Below are 21,774 nucleotides of genomic sequence, written 5' to 3'. Positions count from 1 at the left end.
GGGGAAGCCGGCCATCTCGGTCCACTCGACGTCGGGGGCGAGGGCGCTCGGCAAGGAGTGGGACGACTGGATCGCCCACGACGACACCTACGTCGTCGACGGCGAGAACGTCGTCGTCCTGGCCCGCTACACCGCCACCAACAAGGCCACGGGCAAGGACATCGCCGTACGCGCCGCCCACCACTTCGTCGTACGCGGCGGCCTGATCGTCCGCTTCGAACAGTTCGTCGACACGGCCCTGGTCCGCGACACGATGACTGCCGCCACCCAGGTGCATTGACCCGCAGCGTTGTTCACACGGCTGATCTGTGGCTGGCCGCCGAGTGCGGTGTGGCCCTCGGACCAGGCCACGGAGACGCTGCGCTCCTCGGCCCCGGGTCCGGTCCTCAACTCCTCCAACAGGGTGGCCGATTCGGCCTCGGTCCGGCGGGCGTGGGCCAGGAGGCGGGAGCCCGCGCCGGTGAGGGTCATGCCGCGTGGCTGCCGGGCGAACAGCGGAACGCCGATCCCGGGAGCCCGCGCCGGTGAGGATCATGCCGCGTGGCTGCCGGGCGAACAGCGGAACGCCGATCCCGGGAGCCCGCGCCGGTGAGGATCATGCCGCGTGGCTGCCGGGCGAACAGCGGAACGCCGATCCCGGGAGCCCGCGCCGGTGAGGATCATGCCGCGTGGCTGCCGGGCGAACAGCGGAACGCCGATCCCCGCCTCCAGCTCGGCGATCTGCCGGCTGACCGCCGACGGCGCGACGTTCAGCACCCGCGCGGCCTCGGTCACCGAGCCGGCACGGGCGACTTCCAGGAAGTACGCAAGGTTCACCGGCAGAAGGTGTACCAATCCCCATCGTCAAGGCCTTGCGTTGCCGAAAGTAGAACGCGGCGCGTCACAAACGGCAATGGCCGTGCCCCGGAAACCGTCCTACGCTGCTGAGGCGACGCCGTATCCAGGCATCCCTGGACGAGGTGCTGGGGCCCGCGCTGGCGGGGCTCGGCTGCCGGGTCACGCAGTACGGCAACCGGGCCGGTGGATCGAGGGCCGCGATCCCTGGACGCTGACCGCCGACGGCGACCGCTGGTACGGCCGAGGCGCCGCCGACGACAAGGGGCAGCACCTGGTCAATCTGGCGGCCCTTCGGCTGCTGCTCGCCGAACAGGGCTCGCTGGGCTTCAACCTGACATTCCTGTTCGAGTCCGGCGAGGAGACCGGCTCCCCCGGCCTCGCCGAATTCACCGCCACGCACCGGGAGTTGCCGCGCGCCGACGTGCTGGTCGCCTCGGACGGACCGCGCCTGGACACGGCGACGCCGACCCTGTTCCACGCCCTCGGCCGGCCACCGGCCGACAACCCGCTATCCGCGCGCTCATAGCCGACGCACAGAACAGACGCCCGGGGCCCGCCCCACACGGCAGACCCCGACCCCCTCTCCCTCAGGCGGCCGCCAGCGCGGCCGGCGTCGTCTCCTCCGGCTCCGTCAGCTGTTCGACGAGGGTCGCCCGGGCGCGGGCCACGCGGGAGCGGACCGTGCCGACGGGGCAGGCGCTCAGTTCCGCGGCCTCGGTGTAGGGCAGGCCCAGCAGTTGGGTGAGGACGAAGGCCTCGCGTCGTTCGTCGGGCAGTGCGGCCAGCAGGTCGAGGAGGGCGACGCCGTCGTCGAAGCCGGGCAGGTCGCGCGGCTGGGCCAGCTCGACGGTCAGCTGCCAGTCCGGTACGTCGGACAGGCGGGGGCGGGCAGCGGCGTACCGCAGGCTGTCGGCCACCGCGCGGCGGGCGATGGACAGCAGCCAAGTGCGGGCCGAGGAGCGGCCCTCGAAGCGGTGCAGGCTGCCAAGGGCGCGTAGGAACGTGTCCTGTGCGAGGTCGTCCACCGCCTGCGGATCGCCGCACAGGTGGGCGACATAACGCTGGACGTCGCGGTGCAGGGCGCGCACGAAGCGTTCGACGGCGTCCTCGTCACCGCCGCGGGCGGCGAGCGCCCAGGCGGTGATCGAGTCGTCCGTCGATCCCGTGTCGTCGCCCGCGCCGGGGCGGGCGGGCAGGGCAGGAGAGATCACCTGGTGTCCTTCTCGGTCATCCGGGATCCGGACCGGCGGCACACGCAGAGGTGCGGCGGTCCGGTGAACTCGGAACGCGGGACCGGACCGGCGGCACGCGAGCGCGCGGGGCGGTCCGGTGTCGGTCTGGGGACACGGCCGTACGGCCCGCACGGGTGTACGGCGCCTTCAACAGGCATACGACGCCTTCGTGGGCGTACGGCCGAAGCCCGAGGCGCCGCAGGGGCGGGCGGCTCGGGGCGCTGGCTGCCGTCAGGCGGCAGCGGTCCCCAGGGGTGGGCCCCGGGTGGTGATCGCGTGGGAGAGGAGGAGCAGTCGCGGCGCCCGGTCCGAGCGGCGGCGGTGCGGCCGCAGGCGCGGGCGGTGCGGTGGAGTGGGCAGGGCGAGCAGCAGGCGCAGCGGTGCCGCCAGCCATCCGGCGAGCGCCCGCAGGATGCGGAACGCGGCCCGTTCGCCGTACGCCAGCCACAGACCGCACAGCAGCGCGGCGAGCAGGTGGGCGGCGAGCATGCCGGAGGACAACGTGTCGCCGCCGGCCTCGGCGGTCCCCATGTGCCCCGCGTCCATGGCGTCCGTGGACATGGACGGCATGGAGTGCATGTGCGCCGACCCCACGTGCGCCGACCCCACGCCTCCCGAGGAGCGCGCGGCGCCGTCCGTCGGCTCCGTGAGCGAGAAGGCCGAGTGGAGCAGCGTCTGGGCGCCGACCACGACGGCGACGATCAGCGGCAGCCCGCGTTCCCGAGCCGCCAGCCACCAGCCGACGCCCCCGGTCACGGTCACGCCGGCGGCGAGGGTCGGGGCGGGGACGTCGTGGCCGGACATCAGGACGTGGCCCAGGGCGGCGAGCAGCACACAGACGGCCGCGAACACCGCGGCCCGTACCGTGCGAGAACACCACCCTGCTGTCATCGCGCCACATCCTCGCATCCGGGCATCGGCCTTCATACGGGGGTACGGAAAGAGCCCCGTCCCCCCGCTCAACCCCGGATGTGTGATGCAGGCCACAGCAGATCGTGGGAACTGGCGAGGCACTCGTTCCGACTACTACAGACAACCGGCGGGTACGGCCCCTCGAACGGTGTGAGAAATGAGGCATGGCCGGATTCTTCGGCCGCCTGCGTTCGATGGTGAGCGCGCGCACCGTCGCCCGGCAGGTCTTCGTCCTGCAGGCCGCGATCGTGGTGCTCCTCGTCGTCGCCGCCGTGGTGGCTCTGGTGCTGCAGGTCCGAAACGACGGTAAGCGGGAGGCCCGCAACCGGTCCCTGGCCGTCGCCGAGACCTTCGCCCACGCACCGGGCACTGCCCAGGCCCTCGCGGACCCGGATCCGAGCGCGGTACTCCAGCCGCGTGCCGAGGCCGCGCGCACGGCGTCCGACGTGGACTTCATCGTGGTGATGACCACGGACGGCATCCGCTACACCCACCCCAACCCGGCCCAGATCGGCAAGAACTACATCGGCACCATCGGCCCGGCCGCCGCGGGCGGCATCGTCCGGGAGACCTACACGGGCGCGCTGGGCCCGTCGGTGCGCGCGGTGGTCCCCGTGCGGGACGACCGGGGCAGGGTCGTCGGGCTGGTGGCCGCCGGGGTCACGCTGGCCAGGGTGGGCCTGGTAGTGGAGAACCAGCTGCCGGTGCTGCTCGGCTCGGCGGCGGCCGCCCTCGCCCTGGCCGCCGGCGGGACCGCCCTGGTCAGCAGGCGGCTGCTGCACCAGACGCACGGTCTGGGGCCCGCCGAGATGACCCGGATGTACGAACATCACGACGCCGTCCTGCACTCCGTACGGGAGGGTGTGCTGATCCTGGCCGAAGAGGGGCGGCTGGCGCTGGCCAACGACGAGGCGCGCAGGCTGCTCGGGCTGCCGCCGGACGCGGAGGGGCGGCCGGTGGGCGAACTGGGCATCGGCGGTGAGCTGGCCGGGCTGTTCGCGTCCGGGCGGGACGCCACCGACGAGGTGCACCTGACGCGGGGCCGGCTGCTGGCCGTCAGCCAGCGGTCGACCGACCGGGACGGCGGGCCCCCGGGCAGCGTGGCGACCCTGCGGGACACCACCGAGCTGCGGGCCCTCACCGGCAGGGCGGACGTGGCACGGGAGCGGCTGAAGCTGCTGTACGACGCCGGGCTGGAGATCGGCACCGGCCTCGACGTCACGCACACCTCGCAGGAACTGGCGGACTTCGCGGTCCCGCGGTTCGCCGACTTGGTCCCGGAGCGGCCGCGCGACGACGTCGCCCTGGTCGTCGCCCGCACCCGCAGGCTCCCCGCCGACCGCACGGCGGCCTGGGACGTGCCGACCGATCCGGCGCAGGTCGCCCGGGTCCGCGCGGCGGCCACCCGGACGCTGGCGGACTGGGGCCTGACGGAGGAGGCGTTCACCACCGAGCTGATCCTCAGCGAGCTGGTCACCAACGCCATCCGGCACGCCACCGGCCCCATTCGCGTCCGCCTGATCCGGGACCGCTGCCTGACCTGCGAGGTCTCCGACGCCAGCAGCACCGCCCCGCACCTGCGCCGCGCGGCCACGACGGACGAGGGCGGGCGGGGCCTGTTCCTGGTGGCGCAGTTCGCCGAGCACTGGGGGACGCGCTACACGTCCGACGGCAAGGTCATCTGGACCGAACAGCCCCTCGGCGACCCACCCGACGCTCAGGCCTGATGCACCTCCAGCGCGGCCCGCACTCCCGACTCCAGCGCGCCATCACGCAGCCGCTCCGGGCGTGCACCCGCGCCCGGGTTCGGGACCACGGCATGCATCCGGTGCAACCGCCGGGACGGTGCCGGAGGTTTGCCCCTCTTCAGCGCGCGCAGGCAGGCTGTCTCGGGCACGGCTCCTCCGCCCCTCCGGGGCGGCAGTCGGCGCAGACGCCGGTCAGTTCGAGGGTGTGCTCCAGCTCGGCGAAGCCGGTGGCCTCGGCGAGGCCGGCCGCCCACACCTCCACGGCCTCCGCGTCGACGGGCTGACTGCGGCCGCAGCAGCGGCAGATGAGGTAGTGGCGGTGCTCGTCGGTCGGGCGTCGCAGATAGAGGCGCTCGCCACTGTCGTCGCGTACGACGTCGACGAGCCCGGCGCGGTCGAGTTCCCGCAGGGTGCGGTAGACGGTGGTGAGGCCGACCGTGCCGCCGGCGTCGGTCAGCCGGGCGTGCAGCTCCTGCGCGGAGATGAACTCGGGGCAGCGTCCTAACGCATCGAGCACGGCCCGCCGTTGGCGCGTACTGCGCAGTCCCGCGGCGCGCGCGTGACCGTCCTCCATCGCCCCCACTGTTCCCATCCTCGGACTCCCTGGTCGGTCGGCGCGCTGTCACCACCCATATTAAATGAACATGGTTTTCACGTCGCCGACCCCTCCGCGACGTCATCCGTGTAAAGCACATATGACGAAACCGTTGACGAGAGCATGCCCCACTCCTATCTTCTGACCGGAATCACGAACTGTGTTCGAAATTACGGACAGGGACGGTCTCGTATGCCTCGGCCCCACCCCAGGAAGCGCCGCAGACCGCTGCTGCTCTGCGTGCTCACCCTGCTCCTCACACTGGTGGCGGCAACGCAGCCGGCGTCCGCGGCGGACGGCCGCCCGTACACCAATCCGCTGAAGTCGTTCAAGGGCGCCGACCCCTGGCTCCAGTACCACGACGGCAACTACTACCTGATCACCACGACGTTCACCGGCATCCTCGGCATCCGCAAGTCGCCGACGCTGGCGGGCCTCGCCACCGCGCCCAACGTGCAGGTGTGGTCGGACACCACGCCGACCCGCAACACCAACACCTGGGCGCCGGAGATGCATCTCTTCAACGGCCACTGGTACGTGTACTACTCGGCCGGCCAGAGCGGCGTCGCCTGCTGCGACTCGCAGCGCACGCACGTACTGGAGAGCGCCGGCACCGATCCGATGGGCCCGTACACCTACAAGGGTTCGCTCACCGGGTCCAACCTCACGCCGGGCGGCTGGCTGATCGACGCGAGTGTGCTCCAGGCCGACGACCGGCTGTACCTGGTCGGAAGCGGCTTCGTCAACGGCAGTACGCAGAGCCTGGTCATCGCGCCGATGAGCAATCCGTACACCCTCGCGAGCAGCACCTTCACGGTCATCTCGTCTCCGACGCTGGACTGGGAGCGGTCGGGCAACCCCGTCAACGAGGGCCCCGAGCCGCTCTACCGCAACGGCCGCACCTTCCTGACGTACTCCGCGAGCTCCTGCCAGACCGCCGACTACAAGCTCGGCCAGCTGGAGTTGACCGGCTCGGACCCGCTGAGCCCGTCCTCCTGGACGAAGAAGCAGACGCCGGTCTTCCAGCGCAGTGACGCCAACAGCGTGTACGGGCCCGGCCACAACGGCTTCTTCACCTCGCCCGACGGCACCGAGAACTGGATCGTCTACCACGCCAACTCCGCGTCGAACGGCGGCTGCGGCAACGGACGGACCACACGCGCCCAGGAGTTCACCTGGAACGCCGACGGCACCCCGAACCTCGGCACCCCCGTCGCCCTCGGGACGACGCTTCCCGGCCCGTCCGGCGAGACGGCGGCGACACCGACGTCGTACACCCTCGTCAACCGCAACAGCGGCAAGTGCCTTGACGTGAACGGCGGCAACACCGCGAACGGCACCAACATCTTCCAGTGGAGCTGCAACGGCGGCGCCAACCAGAAGTGGAAGGTCGAGGATCTCGGCGACGACACCAACCGGCTGGTCAACGTCGCCACCGGCGGGGTGATGGACACCGCCGAGTGCTCCGCCGACGACGGTGCGGCCATTCGGCAGTGGTCCTGGCTGAACAACAAGTGCCAGCGCTACCGGCTGGTCTTCACCGCCTCCGGCGACTACGTCCGGATCGTCAACGAGAGCACCGGCAAGGTCGCCGACGTGGCCAACTGCGGTACCGCGAACGGTACCGACGTGCGGCAGTGGACGTGGCTGAACAACACCTGCCAGCAGTGGCGCCTCGTCCCCGCGACCTGATCCCCCCAGGCCGACCTCCGGCCCGATCCCCCGGCCCTATTCTGGAGAACTCCCTTGAGACGCAACGCCGTACGGCTGCTCACGGCCGTCCTGATGGCCCTGGCGGCCTGCGTCGCCGGCCCCGGCCCCGCCGCGCAGGCGGCCGTCCCGGCCTCCCCCGCCGTGACGTACACCAACCCGATCGCGGAGAAGCGGGCCGACCCGCACATCTTCAAACACACCGACGGCTACTACTACTTCACCGCGACCGTCCCCGAGTACGACCGCATCGTGCTGCGCCGGGCCACCACCATCCAGGGCCTGTCGACCGCGCCCGAGACCACGATCTGGACCAAGCACGCCAGCGGCGTGATGGGCGCGCACATCTGGGCGCCGGAGATCCACTTCATCGACGGCAAGTGGTACGTGTACTTCGCGGCCGGCGCCACCAACGACATCTGGGCGATCCGGATGTACGTCCTGGAGGGCACCGGCGCCAACCCGCTGACCGCCGCCTGGGCGGAGAAGGGCCAGATCAGGACCCAGTGGGAGAGCTTCTCCCTGGACGCCACGACCTTCGTGGTGAACGGCGTGCGCTATCTGTCCTGGGCGCAGCGCGATCCTTCGGTCAACAACAACACCGACGTGTACCTCGCCAAGATGTCCAGCCCCTGGACGATCACGGGCACTCCGGTCCGGCTGTCGCGGCCCACCTACTCCTGGGAGACGGTCGGCTTCAAGGTCAACGAGGGTCCGGCGGTGATCCAGCGCGGCGGCAAGGTGTTCATGACGTACTCCGCCAGCGCCACCGACAGCAACTACTGTCTGGGCCTGCTGAGCGCCTCGGCCTCCGCCGACCTCCTCGACCCGGCGTCCTGGACGAAGAGTCCGACGCCGGTCTTCACCAGCAACACGTCGACCGGCCAGTACGGTCCGGGCCACAACTCCTTCACCGTCTCCGAGGACGGCAAGAGCGACGTCCTCGTCTACCACGACCGCAACTACAAGGACATCAGCGGCGACCCGCTCAACGACCCCAACCGCCGCACCCGCGTCCAGAAGCTGTACTGGAAGGCGGACGGCACCCCCGACTTCGGCATCCCGGTGGCCGACGGGGTCACGCCGCTGCGCCTGTCCTCGTACAACTTCCCGGACCGTTTCATCCGGCACTGGGAGTTCCGCGCCCGGATCGAAGCGAACGTCTCCCCGCTCGCGGACTCACAGTTCCGGGTCGTCACCGGCCTGACCGGCAGCGGAACCGTATCCCTGGAGTCGGCCAACTTCCCCGGCTACTACCTCCGGCACGAGAACTTCGAGGTGTGGCTGGAGAAGAACGACGGCACAGCACAGTTCAAGGCCGACGCCAGCTTCTACCGGCGGGCCGGGCTGTCCGACTCGGCGGGAGTCTCCTACGAGTCGTACAACTACGCGGGCCGTTACGTCCGGCACTACGAGTACCTGCTCCAGGTGCAGACACCGAACACGGCGACCGACCGCGCGGACGCCACGTTCTACGGCCAGTAGACCCACGCTGACCTGCTGTCCCGTCGGCACGCCCGGCGGGACAGCTTTTTTGATCAAGAAGAGGAAAAGAACGGGGACCGGGTTCCGTGCTGCGGCGATGCTCACCGCGGCCGCAGCCCTGGCAGCACTGACGGGATGCTCGGGGCCGGACACCACCGCCCCCAGCGCCGCCCGCGCCCAGGCCGCGACAGACCTCCAGGCACGGTTCGGGACCGTCGACTGCCGCGAGGTCAAGCGCATCGCGCTGACCTTCGACGCCGGGCCGAGCGAGAACTCGGCCCGGCTGCTCGACATCCTCAAGGAGCAGCAGGTCCCGGCGACCTTCTTCCTCCTCGGCAAACGACACATCGAGAAGTTACCCGGAGCTGGTGCGGCGGATGGCCGACGAAGGCCACGAGGTGGCCAGCCACACCTGGGACCACAAGATCCTGACGGGGCTGGAACCGGAGGAGATACGCGAGGAACTGGAACGCCCGAACGAGGAGATGGAGCGCCTGACCGGACGGCGCCCCACACTGATGCGCCCGTCCCAGGGCCGTACGAACGGCACCGTGCACGACATCTGCCGTGAGCTGGACATGGCGCAGATCCTGTGGAGCGTGACCGCCAAGGACTACAAGACCAACGACTCGGCACTGATCCAGAAGCGTGGATCATCGACGCGCTGAAGGCGCGCGGCTATGTGTTCGTGACCGTGCCGCAGTTGCTGGCGCCGGGAAAGGCCGAGCCCGGGAAGGTGTACCGGTGAACCGTCCTACCAGGTGAGGCGCGGACGGTGGGGGCGGGGAGCGATGGATCACCGTTTGCTGATGACCAGGCCGGATTCCCTAAGATCGTTCCGTGGTCAACTTCCTTCTGGAACGCACGGTCCCGCTGCCGCTGGACGAGGCCTGGCGCCGCCTCACGAACTGGCCCCGCCACGGCGAGGCGGTCCCGCTGACCCGCGTCACGGTCACCCCGCCCGGCGCCACCCACGAGGGCACGATGGTCGTCGCCCGCTCGGGCATCGGCCCCCTCGCCTTCGACGACCCGATGGAGGTGACGGTGTGGCGGCCTCCGGGGGATGACGTGCCTGGGCTGTGCCATCTGGAGAAGCGTGGACGGGTGATCACGGGCTGGGCCGAGATCGAGGTCCGGCCCGGGCCGGGTGGGCGTACGCGGGTGCGGTGGCGGGAGGAGTTGGGGGTGCGGTGGGTGCCGGGGGTGTTCGACGGGGTGGTGGAGCGGACGGCGCGGTATGTGTTCGGGCGGGCGGTGAATCGGTTGTTGAGGGGGGCGTGACGGGGCTCGCCCGAACCCGGTGGGGGACCGCTGCAGAGCGGGGTGCCGGGGGCCGCCGAACGGCCGGGACCCGTCCGGGCCTCACCGGGTGGAACTCGCTGGCGCAACGCAAAGAGAATCCGCACCCCCGCTTCTACCGCCGCGTCAGGCCACCGACCCGATCCGCCCCACCGCCACGGACGTCACGTCATGGTGGATCGGCGTATGGGCCCCGGTCAGCGAAACCCCGCTGCCCCCACGCCGGTTGGCGACGATCTCGGAGGCGATCGACAGCGCCGTCTCCTCAGGCGTACGAGCCCCCAGGTCCAGCCCGATCGGGGACCGCAGCCGCGCCAACTCCAGCTCGGTCACGCCGACTTCCCGCAGCCGCTCGTTGCGGTCCAGGTGCGTCCGGCGCGACCCCATCGCCCCGACGTACGCCACCGGCAGCCGCAACGCCAACTGCAACAGCGGTACGTCGAACTTGGCGTCGTGGGTCAACACGCACAGGACGGTCCGGCCGTCCACCTCCGTACGCTCCAGGTACGTGTGCGGCCACTCCACGACGATCTCGTCCGCCTCCGGGAAGCGCGTCCGCGTCGCGAAGACCGGCCGGGCATCGCACACCGTCACCTCGTAGCCGAGGAACTTGCCGATCCGTACCAGCGCCGACGCGAAGTCGATCGCGCCGAAGACGATCATCCGGGGCGGCGGGGCCGAGGACTCGACCAGGACCGTGATCGGGGCTCCGCAGCGCGAGCCCTGTTCACCGATGTCCAGCGTGCCGGTGCGACCGGCGTCCAGGAACGCGCCCGCCTCCGCCGCGACCGTGCGGTCCAGTTCGGGGTGGGCGCCGAAGCCACCGTCGTAGGAGCCGTCGGGACGTATCAGCATCGCCCGGCCCACCAGCTCCCCCGGCCCCGACACGATCCGTGCCACCGCCGCCGCCTCACCACCCGCGGCGGCGGCCAGCGCGGCCGCGACCACCGGGCGAACGGGATCACCCACCCGTACCGGCGTGACGAGGATGTCGATCACACCGCCGCAGGTCAGGCCGACCGCGAAGGCGTCCTCGTCGCTGTAGCCGAAACGCTCCAGGACCGCCTCACCGTCCTCCAGCGCCTGCCGGCACAGCTCGTACACCGCGCCCTCCACACAGCCGCCGGAGACCGAGCCGATGGCCGTGCCGTCGGCGTCCACCGCGAGCGCTGCACCGGGTTGCCGGGGTGCGCTGCCGCCGACGGCCACCACGGTGGCCACGGCGAAGTCGCGTCCCTGCTCGACCCACCGGTGCAGCTCCTCGGCGATGTCCAGCATCTCTCGGTCTCCTTAACAGCGGTTGCGTGGAAGGCGGTTCACGAGGCGGCTGGTGCACGCCCAGCCGGCTCTCAATGGGATTGAGGGCAAAATAGACCAGGAAGATGCCTGTCAGGCCCACATGAAGGCACCGATCTCCCGCGCCTTGCCCTGAGCGACCTTGATGGCGACGTAGGAGATGACGCCGGCCGCGACACCCGCCGTGATCGTGTACGTGAACAGCATGATCACGACCGTCAGGAACACCGGGATCGCGGTGGCCCGGTCGGACCAGTCCACGTGCCGGGCGTTCATCATCATGGCGCCGATCACCACCAGGGCGGCGGCCGCGACCTCACCCGGCACGATCGCCGTGAGCGGGGTGAAGAACAGACAGGCCGCGAAGAACAGGCCGGTCACCACGGACGACAGGCCCGTACGGGCACCCTCACCCACACCCGTCGCCGACTCCACGAACACCGTCTGGCCCGACGCACCGGACACGCCGCCGATCGCGCCGCCCGCGCCGTCGATGAACAGCGCCTTGGACAGGCCCGGCATCCGGTTCCCGCGCCCCGCACGATGGTTCGCGACTCCTCTGGCTGCTGGGTCATGGTGCCGTCTCCCAAGGTTCATAGGGCCCGCGTGTTGTCTTCGGCGACTTGCGGGATTTGGAGAGGTGCACGCCCCGGGGAACGCCCACAGGTGAACGTGGTATCGCAGGTGCGGCCGGCGTTACGCGGTACCGGTCAGATGCTCCGGCCGTACCGGCGTCCGGTTGAGCTCCAGCCCCGTCGCGTTCCGGATCGCCGCGAGGACGGCCGGGGTCGACGACAGGGTGGGGGCCTCGCCGACGCCGCGCAGCCCGTACGGGGCGTGGTCGTCGGCGAGTTCGAGCACGTCGACGGGGATGGTCGGCGTGTCGAGGATGGTGGGGATCAGGTAGTCCGTGAAGGACGGGTTCCTGACCTTCGCGGTCTTCGGGTCGACGACGATCTCCTCCATGACCGCCACGCCGAGCCCCTGGGTCGTACCGCCCTGGATCTGCCCGACGACGGACAGCGGGTTGAGCGCCTTGCCGACATCCTGGGCGCAGGCCAGCTCGATGACCTTCACCAGCCCGAGCTCGGTGTCGACCTCGACGACGGCACGGTGGGCCGCGAAGCTGTACTGCACGTGTCCGAAGCCCTGTCCGGTACGCAGGTCGAAGGCCTCGGTCGGCCGGTGCCGCCACTCGGCCTCGACCTCGACGGCCTCGCCTTCGAGCACGTCCACCAGATCGGCGAGCACCTCACCGCCGTCGGTGACGACCTTGCCGCCCTCCAACAGCAACTCGGCCGTGGCCCAAGCGGGGTGATACGAACCGAACTTGCGGCGCCCGATCTCCAGCACCTTCTCCCGCACGAGCTCGCAGGAGTTCTTGACGGCGCCACCGGTGACGTACGTCTGACGCGACGCGGACGTCGAACCGGCGCTGCCCACCTGTGTGTCCGCCGGATGGATGGTCACCTGCGTGACACCCAGCTCGGTGCGGGCGATCTGCGCGTGGACGGTGACGCCGCCCTGCCCGACCTCCGCCATGGCCGTGTGGACGGTCGCGACGGGCTCCCCGCCGACCACCTCCATACGGACGCGGGCGGTGGAGTAGTCGTCGAAGCCCTCGGAGAAGCCGACGTTCTTGATGCCGACCGCGTAGCCGACACCGCGTACGACGCCTTCACCGTGCGTGGTGTTGGACAGACCGCCGGGCAGCTGCCGTACGTCCGCGCCTTCGCTGCTCTCCCACTGGCGCTCCGGCGGGAGCGGCATCGCCTTGACGCGGCGCAGGAGTTCGGCGACCGGGGCCGGCGAGTCGACGGGCTGCCCCGTCGGCATGACGGTCCCCTGCTCCATGGCGTTCAGCTGCCGGAACTCCACGGGGTCGATGCCGACTTCCTTGGCCAGCTTGTCCATCTGCGCCTCGTAGGCGAAGCAGGCCTGCACCGCGCCGAAGCCGCGCATGGCGCCGCAGGGCGGGTTGTTGGTGTAGAGGGCGAGGGCCTCGACCTCGACGTCGTCGACCACGTACGGCCCGACGCCCAGCGAGGCCGCGTTGCCGACGACGGCCGGGGAGGCGGACGCATACGCGCCACCATCAAGCACGATGCGGCACTTCACGTGCGTGAGCTTGCCGTCCTTGGTCGCCCCGTGCTCGTAGGAGAGCTTGGCCGGGTGACGGTGGACATGCCCGAAGAAGGACTCGAACCGGTTGTAGACGATCTTCACGGGCTTGCCCGTGCGCAGCGCCAGCAAGCAGGCATGGATCTGCATGGACAGATCCTCGCGCCCGCCGAAGGCACCGCCGACACCGGACAGCGTCATCCGCACCTTGCGCTCGGGCAGCCCGAGGACGGGCGCGATCTGCCGCAGGTCGGAGTGCAGCCACTGGGTGGCGACGTACAGCTGGACGCCACCGTCCTCGTCGGGCACGGCGAGGCCGGACTCCGGGCCGAGGAAGGCCTGGTCCTGCATGCCGAAGGTGTACTCACCCTTGACGACGAAGTCGGCGCGCTCCGCGGCGGATGCGACATCACCGCGGATGATCGGCTGCCGGTGGACGATGTTCGGGTGCGGAACGTGACCGCTGATGGGGGTCCCCCCGGTCGAACGAAGCTGAGACTGGGGGAGGTCGTCGCGCCCCTCGTGGACGAGGATCGCGTCCGGAGCGGTCGCGGAGGCCTCGTCGGTGATGACCGGCAGCTCGCGGTACTCGACCTTGATCTTGGCGGCGGCACGCCGGGCCGTCTCCGGATGGTCGGCGGCGACGATGGCGACGGGCTCACCGTGATGCCGTACCTTGCCGTGCGCGAGGACCGGGGTGTCCTGGATCTCCAGCCCGTAGTTCTTCACGTCGGTCGGCAGGTCGTCGTACGTCATGACGGCGTAGACGCCCGGCAGGGCGAGCGCCTCGCTGGTGTCGATGGACACGATCTCGGCGTGCGCGACCGTGGACCGCAGGATCTGCCCCCAGAGCATGTCCTCGTGCCACATGTCGGACGAGTACGCGAACTCGCCGGTGACCTTGAGGGTGCCGTCCGGGCGGAGCGTGGACTCGCCGATGCCGCCCTTGGTCTGGGAGCCCTGCGTGATCTTCGTGGGAGCACCGTTGGTGGGCATGCTCAGACCGCCTCTCCCTGCCGGGCGGCCGCCAGGCGGACCGCGTCCATGATCGTCTCGTAGCCGGTGCAGCGGCAGAGGTTGCCCGACAGCGCCTCGCGGATGTCCGCGTCGGTCGGGTTCGGGTTGCGCTCGAGCATCTCGTCGGCGGCGACCAGCAGACCCGGCGTGCAGAACCCGCACTGGACGGCACCGGCGTCGATGAACGCCTGCTGGACCGGCGAGAGTTCACCGCCCTCACCGGTCTGCGAGTCGGTCCCCCTGGCAGCCCACTGCTGGGCGTCCTGCAGAGACGTACCGCAAGCACCGGACGCACAACCACCGTGCTCGGCACGCTGCTTGGCGAAGTCGGCAAGCCCCTCCACGGTGACGACCTCACGCCCCTCGACCTGACCGGCCGCGACCAGACAGGAGCACACGGGCACGCCGTCGAGCCGAACCGTGCAGGACCCGCACTCACCCTGCTCACAAGCGTTCTTGGACCCGGGCAGCCCGAGCCGCTCCCGCAGCACGTACAGCAGGGACTCGCCCTCCCACACGTCGTCGGCTTCCTGCGGACGTCCGTTGACAGTGAAGTTGACGCGCATTACGCAGCGCCTCCCTTCTCGAAGGCGGCGCGGGCGGTGCCGCGATACGACTCCCAGGTCCAGGTAAGGGTCCGGCGGGCCATGACGCCCACCGCGTGCCGGCGATAGCTCGCCGTGCCCCGGACGTCGTCGATCGGGTTGCAGGCGGCGGCGCACAGGTCCGCGAACTGCTTGGCGACCGACGGGGTGACGATCTTGCCGTTGTCCCAGAACCCGCCTTCTTCGAGCGCGGCGTTCAGGAACTCCTCGGCGGCCTTGGCCCGAACGGGCGTGGGCGCGGCGGAACCGATCCCGGTCCGCACGGTCCGCGTCTCGGGATGCAGTGCGAGCCCGAAAGCACACACGGCGATGACCATGGCGTTCCGCGTACCGACCTTGGAGTACTGCTGCGGCCCGTCGGCCTTCTTGATGTGGACGGCACGAATGAGCTCATCAGCGGCCAGCGCGTTGCGCTTCACGCCTGTATAGAACTCGTCGATGGGGATCAGCCGCGACCCGCGCACCGACTCGGCCTCGACCTCGGCGCCGGCCGCCAGCAGGGCGGGGTGGGCGTCGCCGGCCGGGGACGCGGTGCCGAGGTTGCCGCCGACGCCCCCGCGGTTGCGGATCTGCGGGGAGGCGACGGTGTGCGAGGCGAGGGCCAGCCCCGGCAGCTCGCCGCGCAGGTTCTCCATGATCTTCGTGTAGGGCACGGAGGCCCCGAGCCGCACGCTCTCCTCGCCGACCTCCCACTCCTCGAGGTCGCCGACGCGGTTCAGGTCGAGCAGGTACTCGGGCCGCCGGTGGTCGAAGTTGATCTCGACCATCACGTCGGTGCCGCCCGCAATCGGCACAGCGGTGGGGTGCTCGGCCTTCGCGGCGAGCGCCTCCTCCCAGCTGGCGGGGCGAAGGAAGTCCATGACCGGCTCTCTTCTTCGTCTCGTGGGTCGTACGGATTGAGCCAGATCTGGTGCGGCGGGCCCGGCTCGTTCATGTGCTGTTTACGCGGAGTAGGGCCAGTACACAGCCCGGTACGACAGCGGGGTCAGTCACGGAAACCATGAAGGAGTTGGCTGGCCAGGGCGGGCATCTTGTAGATTCGTATGAACGGAGGCCACCAGTAACCTTCTCGTTTTCCCTTGGAAACATCGAGCACAGCCCTTGTGGCCAGGGACACAGCCGACCGGGCTCACCGCCCCACGCCCCTGCCAGATCCATCGTAGATTTCGAGACAAAGAACGGCGGCGACGAGAATGCGGCTGCGCGCACTGCTGGACACCGACGCGCTGGGCCTGCGGCTGCTCGGCGGCGAGGACGAACTGGACCGCACCGTGCGCGGTGTGATGACCACCGACCTCAGGGACCCCAGCCGCTACCTCTCGGGCGGCGAACTGGTGCTCACGGGCCTGGCCTGGCGCCGGGACGCCGCGGACTCCGAACCGTTCGTACGGATCCTGGTGCAGGCCGGAGTGGCGGCCCTGGCGGCCGGCGAGGCGGAACTCGGTGACATCCCGGACGACCTCGTCGTGGCCTGCGCCCGGCACCACCTCCCCCTCTTCGCGGTGCACGAGTCGGTGGCGTTCGCGACGATCACCGAGCACCTCGTACGGCAGGTGTCGGGGGAGCGTGCAGGCGACCTGGCAGCGGTGGTGGACCGCCACCGCCGCATGATGACATCGGGCCCGGCAGGCGGCGGCCCGGACGTTGTCCTGGACCTCCTGGGCTCCGACCTGGACCTGCGCGCCTGGGTCCTCTCCCCCACCGGACGGCTGATCGCGGGCCCGAAGGAGGCGGGCCCCGGCCTCCCCGCCGACACCTGCGCGAAGCTGGCGGCGGAACACCTCGCAGCCGCCCGCACCGGCCGCCGAGGCCCGCACCGCGCCACTCTCGACACCACCCCGTACGCGCTCTTCCCGATCCGCAGCAGCGGCCGCTCCCCCCAGGCCTCGAGAGACGTCCGCGAATCGGTCCTGTCGGACTGGCTGCTGGCCGTGGAGGCCGACGCGAGCGACTGGCCGGAGGAGCGCCTGGACCTCCTCCAGGGCGTCACCCAACTGATCGCGGTCGAACGCGACCGCCGGGACGCGGCCCGCACGGTACGCCGCCGTCTCGCCCAGGAGGTCCTGGAACTGGTCCAGACGGGCGCGGCCCCCGCCGAGATCGCCGCGCGCCTGCGCGTGGCGGCACCGGTCCTGCTGCCCGGCCTGGGAGCGGCCCCGCACTGGCAGGTGATCGTGGCCCGGGTCGAATGGGAGGGCGGCGGCATCGAGGCCGGCCCGGCGGCCCAGTCACTCCTCGAAGAAATCCTCGTGGACCCCTCGGCGACGGGCCCCCAGCCCTCCGACCGCATCGCGGTGGCCCACACGGGCGACGAGGCGATCGCCCTCGTACCGCTTCCCGCCGTCTCGACCGAGCACGACGGCACGGAGACCGGCCTCCTCGCCGACGCGCTCCTGGAGACCGTACGGGCCCCCCTGTCGGCGGGCCTGGACGGCGACGGCCGGGTCACGCTCGGCGTCAGCGCGCCGGTCCACTCGGCGGAAGGCCTGCGCGGCGCCCTGGAGGAAGCCCGCCACGCACGCCGAGTGGCAGCGGCCCGCCCCGGCCGGGTCTGCGCCGCGGGCCACCAGGAGCTGGCCTCCCACGTACTCCTCCTCCCCTTCGTCCCGGACGACGTACGCCGGGCCTTCACCGCCCGCCTCCTCGACCCCCTCCGTGACTACGACCGCCGCCACCGCGCCGAGCTGATCCCCACCCTGGAGGCGTTCCTCGACTGCGACGGCTCCTGGACCCGCTGCGCGACCCGACTCCACCTGCACGTCAACACACTGCGCTACCGGGTCGGGCGGATCGAGCAGTTGACGAGCAGGGACCTCTCCCGACTGGAGGACAAGCTTGATTTCTTCTTGGCATTGCGGATGAGTTGAGGTCCGGGAGGGGCGCGCAACCGGGCCCCCCACACCACGACTTTGTGAAATCCTTCACCCACCCCCTTGGCCCAGCCCCGCGATTCGTGCTGAGATTCCGCCACCACTCAACAGCTCGATGGCGTGCTCGGGGAGGGCAAGGTGGCGGATACCGCCATGTCTGGTAACGGAACGACCGCCGGTGACGATCCACTCCAGACCGCGGTATGGCGGTTGCGCTCACGCGCATGCTGGGCCGACGCGGCAGCCCTGCTCCAGCCAACTACCTCGGACGCCGCGCTGCAAAGAGCATCACTCCTGGTGGAACGCTGCCTGTACACCGAACAGGGCTGGGAAGAGGCCGAGGACGCCCTGCGCACCGCCGAGGCCATGGCGGACGGCGACGAGGACCGGGGCGCGGCAGCTTGTGAACGCGGGCAACTTGCGTACGCGGCAACGCTCCACAACGTACGAGACCGCGCCGACGAGGCCCGGGCAGCACTCGGCCGAGCAGCGGCCCTGATCCCCCCCGGCGCACCGGGCCGGGCCGTCCTCGACTTCCGCCGAGGCCTACTGGCGGAGAACCTGGCGCACTCCCCCCAAGCGGCCCGAGCGGCCTACCGCCGCGCCCACGCGGGCGCAACGGCCCACGCCGACCTCCTCCTCCTCTCCTTCACCTGGCGTCACCTGGCCGGACTCGCCCTGCGCGACGGCGAGTTGGCGGAGGCCCGGCACGGCTTCGCCGAATCGCTGCGCATCCGCGAGGAGTTGGGCTATCTGGTGGGCACAGCCCCCGCACTGGCGTCCCTGGCCGACACGGAAACGGAGCCGGAGGCATCACGCCTACGGGAGGAAGCGGGGCGCCTGTTCCGCCTACTGGGCGGCGTACCGACCTGGCTGGCCCACCAGTTGGCCCCACCGCCGGCGGCCACGGCCTGACAAGGGACAGCCGCGTACGGCGGGAAGGGGCCGTGTCGGGGGGTGTCCGCCCGCAGCGGCTGGCGCGTCAACACGGGCACTTTGATCGATGACCGATTCCGCGCCGGACCGAGGACGGACACCCCCCGGCGCGGCCCCGCCCCCCACCGAACCCGACAGCGCTACGCGCACCCCCGATGACCCGCACAGGCCGCCGCAGGCATCGTCGGACGATCAACGCGCGTAGCACCCACCACTCAGCAGGCCCCCGCGAAGTGCGCCCCCACCAGCACCCGCACCGCATCCAGATCCCGCGCGACCAGCGCGTCCAGCAGCGCCAGATGTTCCGCCGCGTCCGCCAGCAGATCACCGCGCCCCCGCCCGGCCACGGGCCACTGGGCCCGGCGACGGAGATCGTCGGCGATCCGGGTCAGCTGTTCGTTGCCCGAGAGGGACAGCACCGCGCGATGGAAGGCGCGGTCCGCTTCCGCGTACGTCGCCCGGCAGCCCGTGGCCGCCGCGCGGGCCGTCGCCTCGGCCAGCGGACGCAGTTGCGCCCAGCGCTCGCCGGGGACGGTACGGGCGAGGCGGAGCATCACCGGCACCTCGATCAGGCCCCGGACCTCGGCCAGTTCGGCCAGTTCACGGGCGCCGCGCTCGACGACCCGGAAGCCGCGGTTCGGCACGACCTCCACCGCGCCCTCCAGAGCCAGCTGCTGCATGGCCTCGCGGACCGGCGTGGCGGAGACGCCGAAGCGTTCGCCGAGGGCGGGGGCGGAGTAGACCTCGCCGGGAGTCAGCTCGCCCGCGACCAGCGCGGTGCGCAACGCGTCGAGGATCTGCCCGCGGACGGAGGCCCGCTGGACGACAGGCCGGGGAATGGGCGGCTCACTATGAGTGTGCTCACCCCGGGCGGCCGGCGCCGCGGAAGGCGTGACACCCGTCACCGCACCCCGCTCACGCAGCCGCGCCTGCTCTCGTTCCCGCTCCCGGCTCACGTCCGCCGCGCGAGGCTGCGACGGCACCCGGACCCCGGGAACGGGAACCCCCGTCCCGGCGGAGCCATGCGCACCCTGCTTCACGGGGTCCTCCTCCGGACGTGTCAGTACTTCGGGTCATTACGGCGGGTTGTTACTCATCCGTCAAGCACCTTAGGCCCAGAAGCGGACAGTTCAAATTTAAGCAACCCTAGGTAAGGTTAGCCTTACTTGGTTCACCACCGGAGCGCGGTCCACTAAGATCACCGGCGAGCGAGACAGTCGCCCCGGTTACAGGCGTTTCACAATTTCCTCACACGTCGCAGGAACTTTCCGTGGAACCACTCGTACGGGTAGTCTTATTCGAACTCAACTCCCGCCGCTCAAGCGGCAGTTCGAGCAGAACGCCGCCCTGGGCACCCCCTTGCACCTCCTTAGGCGGCCTCTTGCCCCGAAACCCCCTGAGGGCCGGTGGGATTGGGCCACTATGGCGGGCGTTACGCCCTATCCCAATGCAAGGGACCCAGATGAGACTGACCGACATATCGCTGAACTGGCTGCTTCCGGGCGCCGTACTACTCCTGGGCATGCTGGCGGCGGTGGCGGTGCTCGCGCGCGGCAAGCGCTCCTCCGGGGAGAACGCGAGCGCGGACGACTCGTGGGAGCGCAGCGAGGAGCGACGCCGGCGCAAGGAGGCCATATACGGCACCGCCTCCTACGTCCTGCTGTTCTGCTGCGCGGCGGTGGCCGCCGCCCTCTCCTTCCACGGCCTGGTCGGCTTCGGCCAGCAGAACCTCAACCTGTCCGGCGGCTGGGAGTACCTGGTTCCGTTCGGCCTGGACGGTGCGGCGATGTTCTGCTCGGTGCTCGCGGTGCGCGAGGCCAGCCACGGTGACGCGGCGCTCGGCTCCCGGATACTCGTGTGGACGTTCGCGGGCGCCGCGGCCTGGTTCAACTGGGTACACGCGCCCAGAGGCCTCGGCCACGACGGTGCCCCGCACTTCTTCGCCGGCATGTCCCTGTCCGCGGCCGTTCTGTTCGACCGCGCGCTGAAGCAGACCCGCCGGGCCGCGCTGCGCGAGCAGGGCCTGGTGCCCAGGCCGCTGCCGCAGATCCGCGTGGTCCGCTGGCTGCGGGCTCCCCGTGAGACGTACAAGGCCTGGTCGCTGATGCTGCTGGAAGGCGTGCGCAGCCTGGACGAGGCGGTCGACGAGGTGCGCGAGGACGCGCGTCAGAAGGAGACGGCCCGACTGCGCCGGCGCGAGCAGGAGCGCATGGAGCGGGCCCAGCTCAAGGCCATCAGCCGAGGTCACCGCGGTTTCATCGGCCGCGGCGGCGGACGGCAGGTGGAGACCCAGGCCCTGGAGCGGGGTTCCGCCCAGGTCTCCGCGGAGCCTGCCATATCGACGTCGGAGCAACTGCCCGTACGCTCGCGTCCCTCTCTGCAGCCCGTTCGCAGCGGTTCTGACCCGATCACCGTCGACCTCACTTCGGAGGACGACACAATGGCCCTGCCGCGCCTCGACTCCCTGGAGCGCAAGCTCAAGGACCTGGAGCAGCAGTTCGGCTAGCGAAGGCCGGAAATCCAGGACGGGTGTGACGGGACCGGGGTGCGACTCAACGATCGAGACGATCGAGTCGCACCCCGGTCCCGTTCACGCGGCACTCGCGTCGAGTTCGAACCACACCGCTTTCCCGACGCCGTGGGCCTTCACGCCCCACGCGTCCGCGAGGGACTGCACCAGGACCAGGCCTCTGCCGTGCGTACCGTCGTCGGCGTCCGGTACCCGCAGTCTGGGCCGACGGGCCACAAAGTCCCGTACCTCCACTCGCAGTCCACGCGGTCCGACGGTGGCGGTCAGCACCGCGTCGTGGTCGGTGTGGACGAGTGCGTTGGTGACGAGTTCGCTGGTGAGCAGTTCCGCTATCTCCGATCGTCCGGGCCTCCCCCAGTGCCGCAACAGCTCGCGCAGGGCCCTGCGTGCCTCGGGCACCGCCCGCAGGTCCGCCCGGCCGAGTCTGCGCCTGAGCTGGGACGGCTGCGCCTGATCCATGGCGCTCGCGACCTTGTCCTCCACTGTCTGAGCCGAGAAGGCCCCGATCGCCATGGGACCGCCTCCTCGTGCCTGCCTCTTCATGACCCCCGCCCGCGTGCCGATGTCGGTTCCCCTCCTGC

General features: G+C 70.8%; 18 protein-coding genes and 3 pseudogenes. 10 read left to right on the top strand and 11 right to left on the bottom strand.

Translation table 11 applies throughout. The annotated features are described in order from the left end of the window. Positions 1–46: 46 nt before the first annotated feature. Positions 47–280, top strand: a pseudogene (locus AQJ91_RS38245) (nuclear transport factor 2 family protein); the annotation flags it as partial. A gap of 251 nt (positions 281–531) precedes the next feature. Here AQJ91_RS38245 and AQJ91_RS58555 read toward each other — a convergent pair. Further along, entirely contained in the window at positions 532–816 is a 285-nt protein-coding gene (locus AQJ91_RS58555; RefSeq protein ID WP_407696987.1) for a helix-turn-helix domain-containing protein, read from the bottom strand. 82 nt (positions 817–898) lie between these two features. Between AQJ91_RS58555 and AQJ91_RS38235 the strand changes: the two genes are divergently transcribed. Continuing rightward, the gene (locus tag AQJ91_RS38235) at positions 899–1,363 is read left to right on the top strand and encodes a M20/M25/M40 family metallo-hydrolase (protein WP_234383288.1); all 465 of its coding nucleotides are present in this window, start codon (positions 899–901) and stop codon (positions 1,361–1,363) included. Positions 1,364–1,424: 61 nt separating this feature from the next. Here the strand turns inward: AQJ91_RS38235 and AQJ91_RS38230 are convergent, their stop codons facing one another. Continuing rightward, entirely contained in the window at positions 1,425–2,048 is a 624-nt protein-coding gene (locus AQJ91_RS38230) for a sigma-70 family RNA polymerase sigma factor (protein WP_067031341.1), read from the bottom strand. A 252-nt stretch (positions 2,049–2,300) separates the two neighbouring features. After that, entirely contained in the window at positions 2,301–2,960 is a 660-nt protein-coding gene (locus AQJ91_RS38225) for a hypothetical protein (protein ID WP_079085531.1), read from the bottom strand. 185 nt (positions 2,961–3,145) lie between these two features. Here AQJ91_RS38225 and AQJ91_RS38220 point away from each other — a divergent pair, with 185 nt between their 5' ends. Then, positions 3,146–4,708 carry an ATP-binding protein gene (locus AQJ91_RS38220; protein ID WP_067031334.1) on the top strand — a complete coding sequence of 521 codons (1,563 nt, stop codon included), beginning with the start codon at positions 3,146–3,148 and terminating at the stop codon, positions 4,706–4,708. A 139-nt stretch (positions 4,709–4,847) separates the two neighbouring features. On the opposite strand, the gene AQJ91_RS38215 is transcribed toward AQJ91_RS38220, so the two are convergent. Next, positions 4,848–5,321 carry a Fur family transcriptional regulator gene (locus AQJ91_RS38215; RefSeq protein WP_234383287.1) on the bottom strand — a complete coding sequence of 158 codons (474 nt, stop codon included), beginning with the start codon at positions 5,319–5,321 and terminating at the stop codon, positions 4,848–4,850. A gap of 195 nt (positions 5,322–5,516) precedes the next feature. Between AQJ91_RS38215 and AQJ91_RS38210 the strand changes: the two genes are divergently transcribed. The 4 genes and pseudogenes from AQJ91_RS38210 to AQJ91_RS38195 all read left to right on the top strand — a co-directional run bounded on the left by AQJ91_RS38210 (position 5,517) and on the right by AQJ91_RS38195 (position 9,800). Then, positions 5,517–7,016: a family 43 glycosylhydrolase gene (locus AQJ91_RS38210; protein ID WP_067031328.1), complete on the top strand. Its 1,500-nt coding sequence runs from the start codon at positions 5,517–5,519 to the stop codon at positions 7,014–7,016. Between the two features lie 93 nt (positions 7,017–7,109). After that, complete coding sequence (locus tag AQJ91_RS38205) at positions 7,110–8,519, top strand: family 43 glycosylhydrolase (RefSeq protein WP_067031461.1); 1,410 nt, start codon at positions 7,110–7,112, stop codon at positions 8,517–8,519. Between the two features lie 97 nt (positions 8,520–8,616). Next, a pseudogene (locus AQJ91_RS38200) lies at positions 8,617–9,267 on the top strand (polysaccharide deacetylase family protein). Between the two features lie 92 nt (positions 9,268–9,359). Next, the gene (locus AQJ91_RS38195; RefSeq protein WP_067031325.1) at positions 9,360–9,800 is read left to right on the top strand and encodes an SRPBCC family protein; all 441 of its coding nucleotides are present in this window, start codon (positions 9,360–9,362) and stop codon (positions 9,798–9,800) included. Between the two features lie 144 nt (positions 9,801–9,944). Here the strand turns inward: AQJ91_RS38195 and AQJ91_RS38190 are convergent, their stop codons facing one another. The 5 genes and pseudogenes from AQJ91_RS38190 to AQJ91_RS38170 form a co-directional block, all read right to left on the bottom strand. Next, a complete protein-coding gene (locus tag AQJ91_RS38190; protein WP_067031322.1) occupies positions 9,945–11,096 on the bottom strand; it encodes an XdhC family protein in 1,152 nt (383 codons plus the stop codon). Positions 11,097–11,148: 52 nt separating this feature from the next. After that, positions 11,149–11,642: pseudogene (locus AQJ91_RS38185) on the bottom strand (solute carrier family 23 protein); the annotation flags it as partial. A gap of 168 nt (positions 11,643–11,810) precedes the next feature. After that, a complete protein-coding gene (locus AQJ91_RS38180) occupies positions 11,811–14,231 on the bottom strand; it encodes a xanthine dehydrogenase family protein molybdopterin-binding subunit (RefSeq protein ID WP_067031319.1) in 2,421 nt (806 codons plus the stop codon). A gap of 2 nt (positions 14,232–14,233) precedes the next feature. Then, positions 14,234–14,818: a (2Fe-2S)-binding protein gene (locus tag AQJ91_RS38175; protein WP_067031316.1), complete on the bottom strand. Its 585-nt coding sequence runs from the start codon at positions 14,816–14,818 to the stop codon at positions 14,234–14,236. Continuing rightward, complete coding sequence (locus AQJ91_RS38170; protein ID WP_067031313.1) at positions 14,818–15,717, bottom strand: FAD binding domain-containing protein; 900 nt, start codon at positions 15,715–15,717, stop codon at positions 14,818–14,820. The genes AQJ91_RS38175 and AQJ91_RS38170 overlap by 1 nt, the downstream gene beginning before the upstream one ends. 333 nt (positions 15,718–16,050) lie before the next feature. Between AQJ91_RS38170 and AQJ91_RS38165 the strand changes: the two genes are divergently transcribed. Then, positions 16,051–17,724, top strand: coding sequence for a PucR family transcriptional regulator (locus tag AQJ91_RS38165; RefSeq protein ID WP_067031310.1), 1,674 nt, complete (start codon positions 16,051–16,053; stop codon positions 17,722–17,724). Between the two features lie 156 nt (positions 17,725–17,880). Beyond that, positions 17,881–18,642: a hypothetical protein gene (locus tag AQJ91_RS38160; RefSeq protein ID WP_199848130.1), complete on the top strand. Its 762-nt coding sequence runs from the start codon at positions 17,881–17,883 to the stop codon at positions 18,640–18,642. A gap of 236 nt (positions 18,643–18,878) precedes the next feature. Here the strand turns inward: AQJ91_RS38160 and AQJ91_RS38155 are convergent, their stop codons facing one another. Beyond that, the gene (locus AQJ91_RS38155; RefSeq protein WP_067031307.1) at positions 18,879–19,703 is read right to left on the bottom strand and encodes a GntR family transcriptional regulator; all 825 of its coding nucleotides are present in this window, start codon (positions 19,701–19,703) and stop codon (positions 18,879–18,881) included. Positions 19,704–20,125: 422 nt separating this feature from the next. Here AQJ91_RS38155 and AQJ91_RS38150 point away from each other — a divergent pair, with 422 nt between their 5' ends. After that, positions 20,126–21,169, top strand: a complete 1,044-nt coding sequence (locus tag AQJ91_RS38150; protein ID WP_067031304.1) for a DUF2637 domain-containing protein — start codon at positions 20,126–20,128, stop codon at positions 21,167–21,169. A gap of 84 nt (positions 21,170–21,253) precedes the next feature. Here AQJ91_RS38150 and AQJ91_RS38145 read toward each other — a convergent pair whose 3' ends face one another. Continuing rightward, positions 21,254–21,706: an ATP-binding protein gene (locus AQJ91_RS38145; protein WP_234383286.1), complete on the bottom strand. Its 453-nt coding sequence runs from the start codon at positions 21,704–21,706 to the stop codon at positions 21,254–21,256. Positions 21,707–21,774: the final 68 nt, after the last annotated feature.

Origin of the sequence: Streptomyces dysideae, from assembly GCF_001514305.1 — a bacterium.
Taxonomy (GTDB): Bacteria; Actinomycetota; Actinomycetes; order Streptomycetales; family Streptomycetaceae; genus Streptomyces; species Streptomyces dysideae.
Note: the sequence above shows the minus strand (reverse complement) of the source record. Positions and strands in the feature narration are given on the sequence as shown.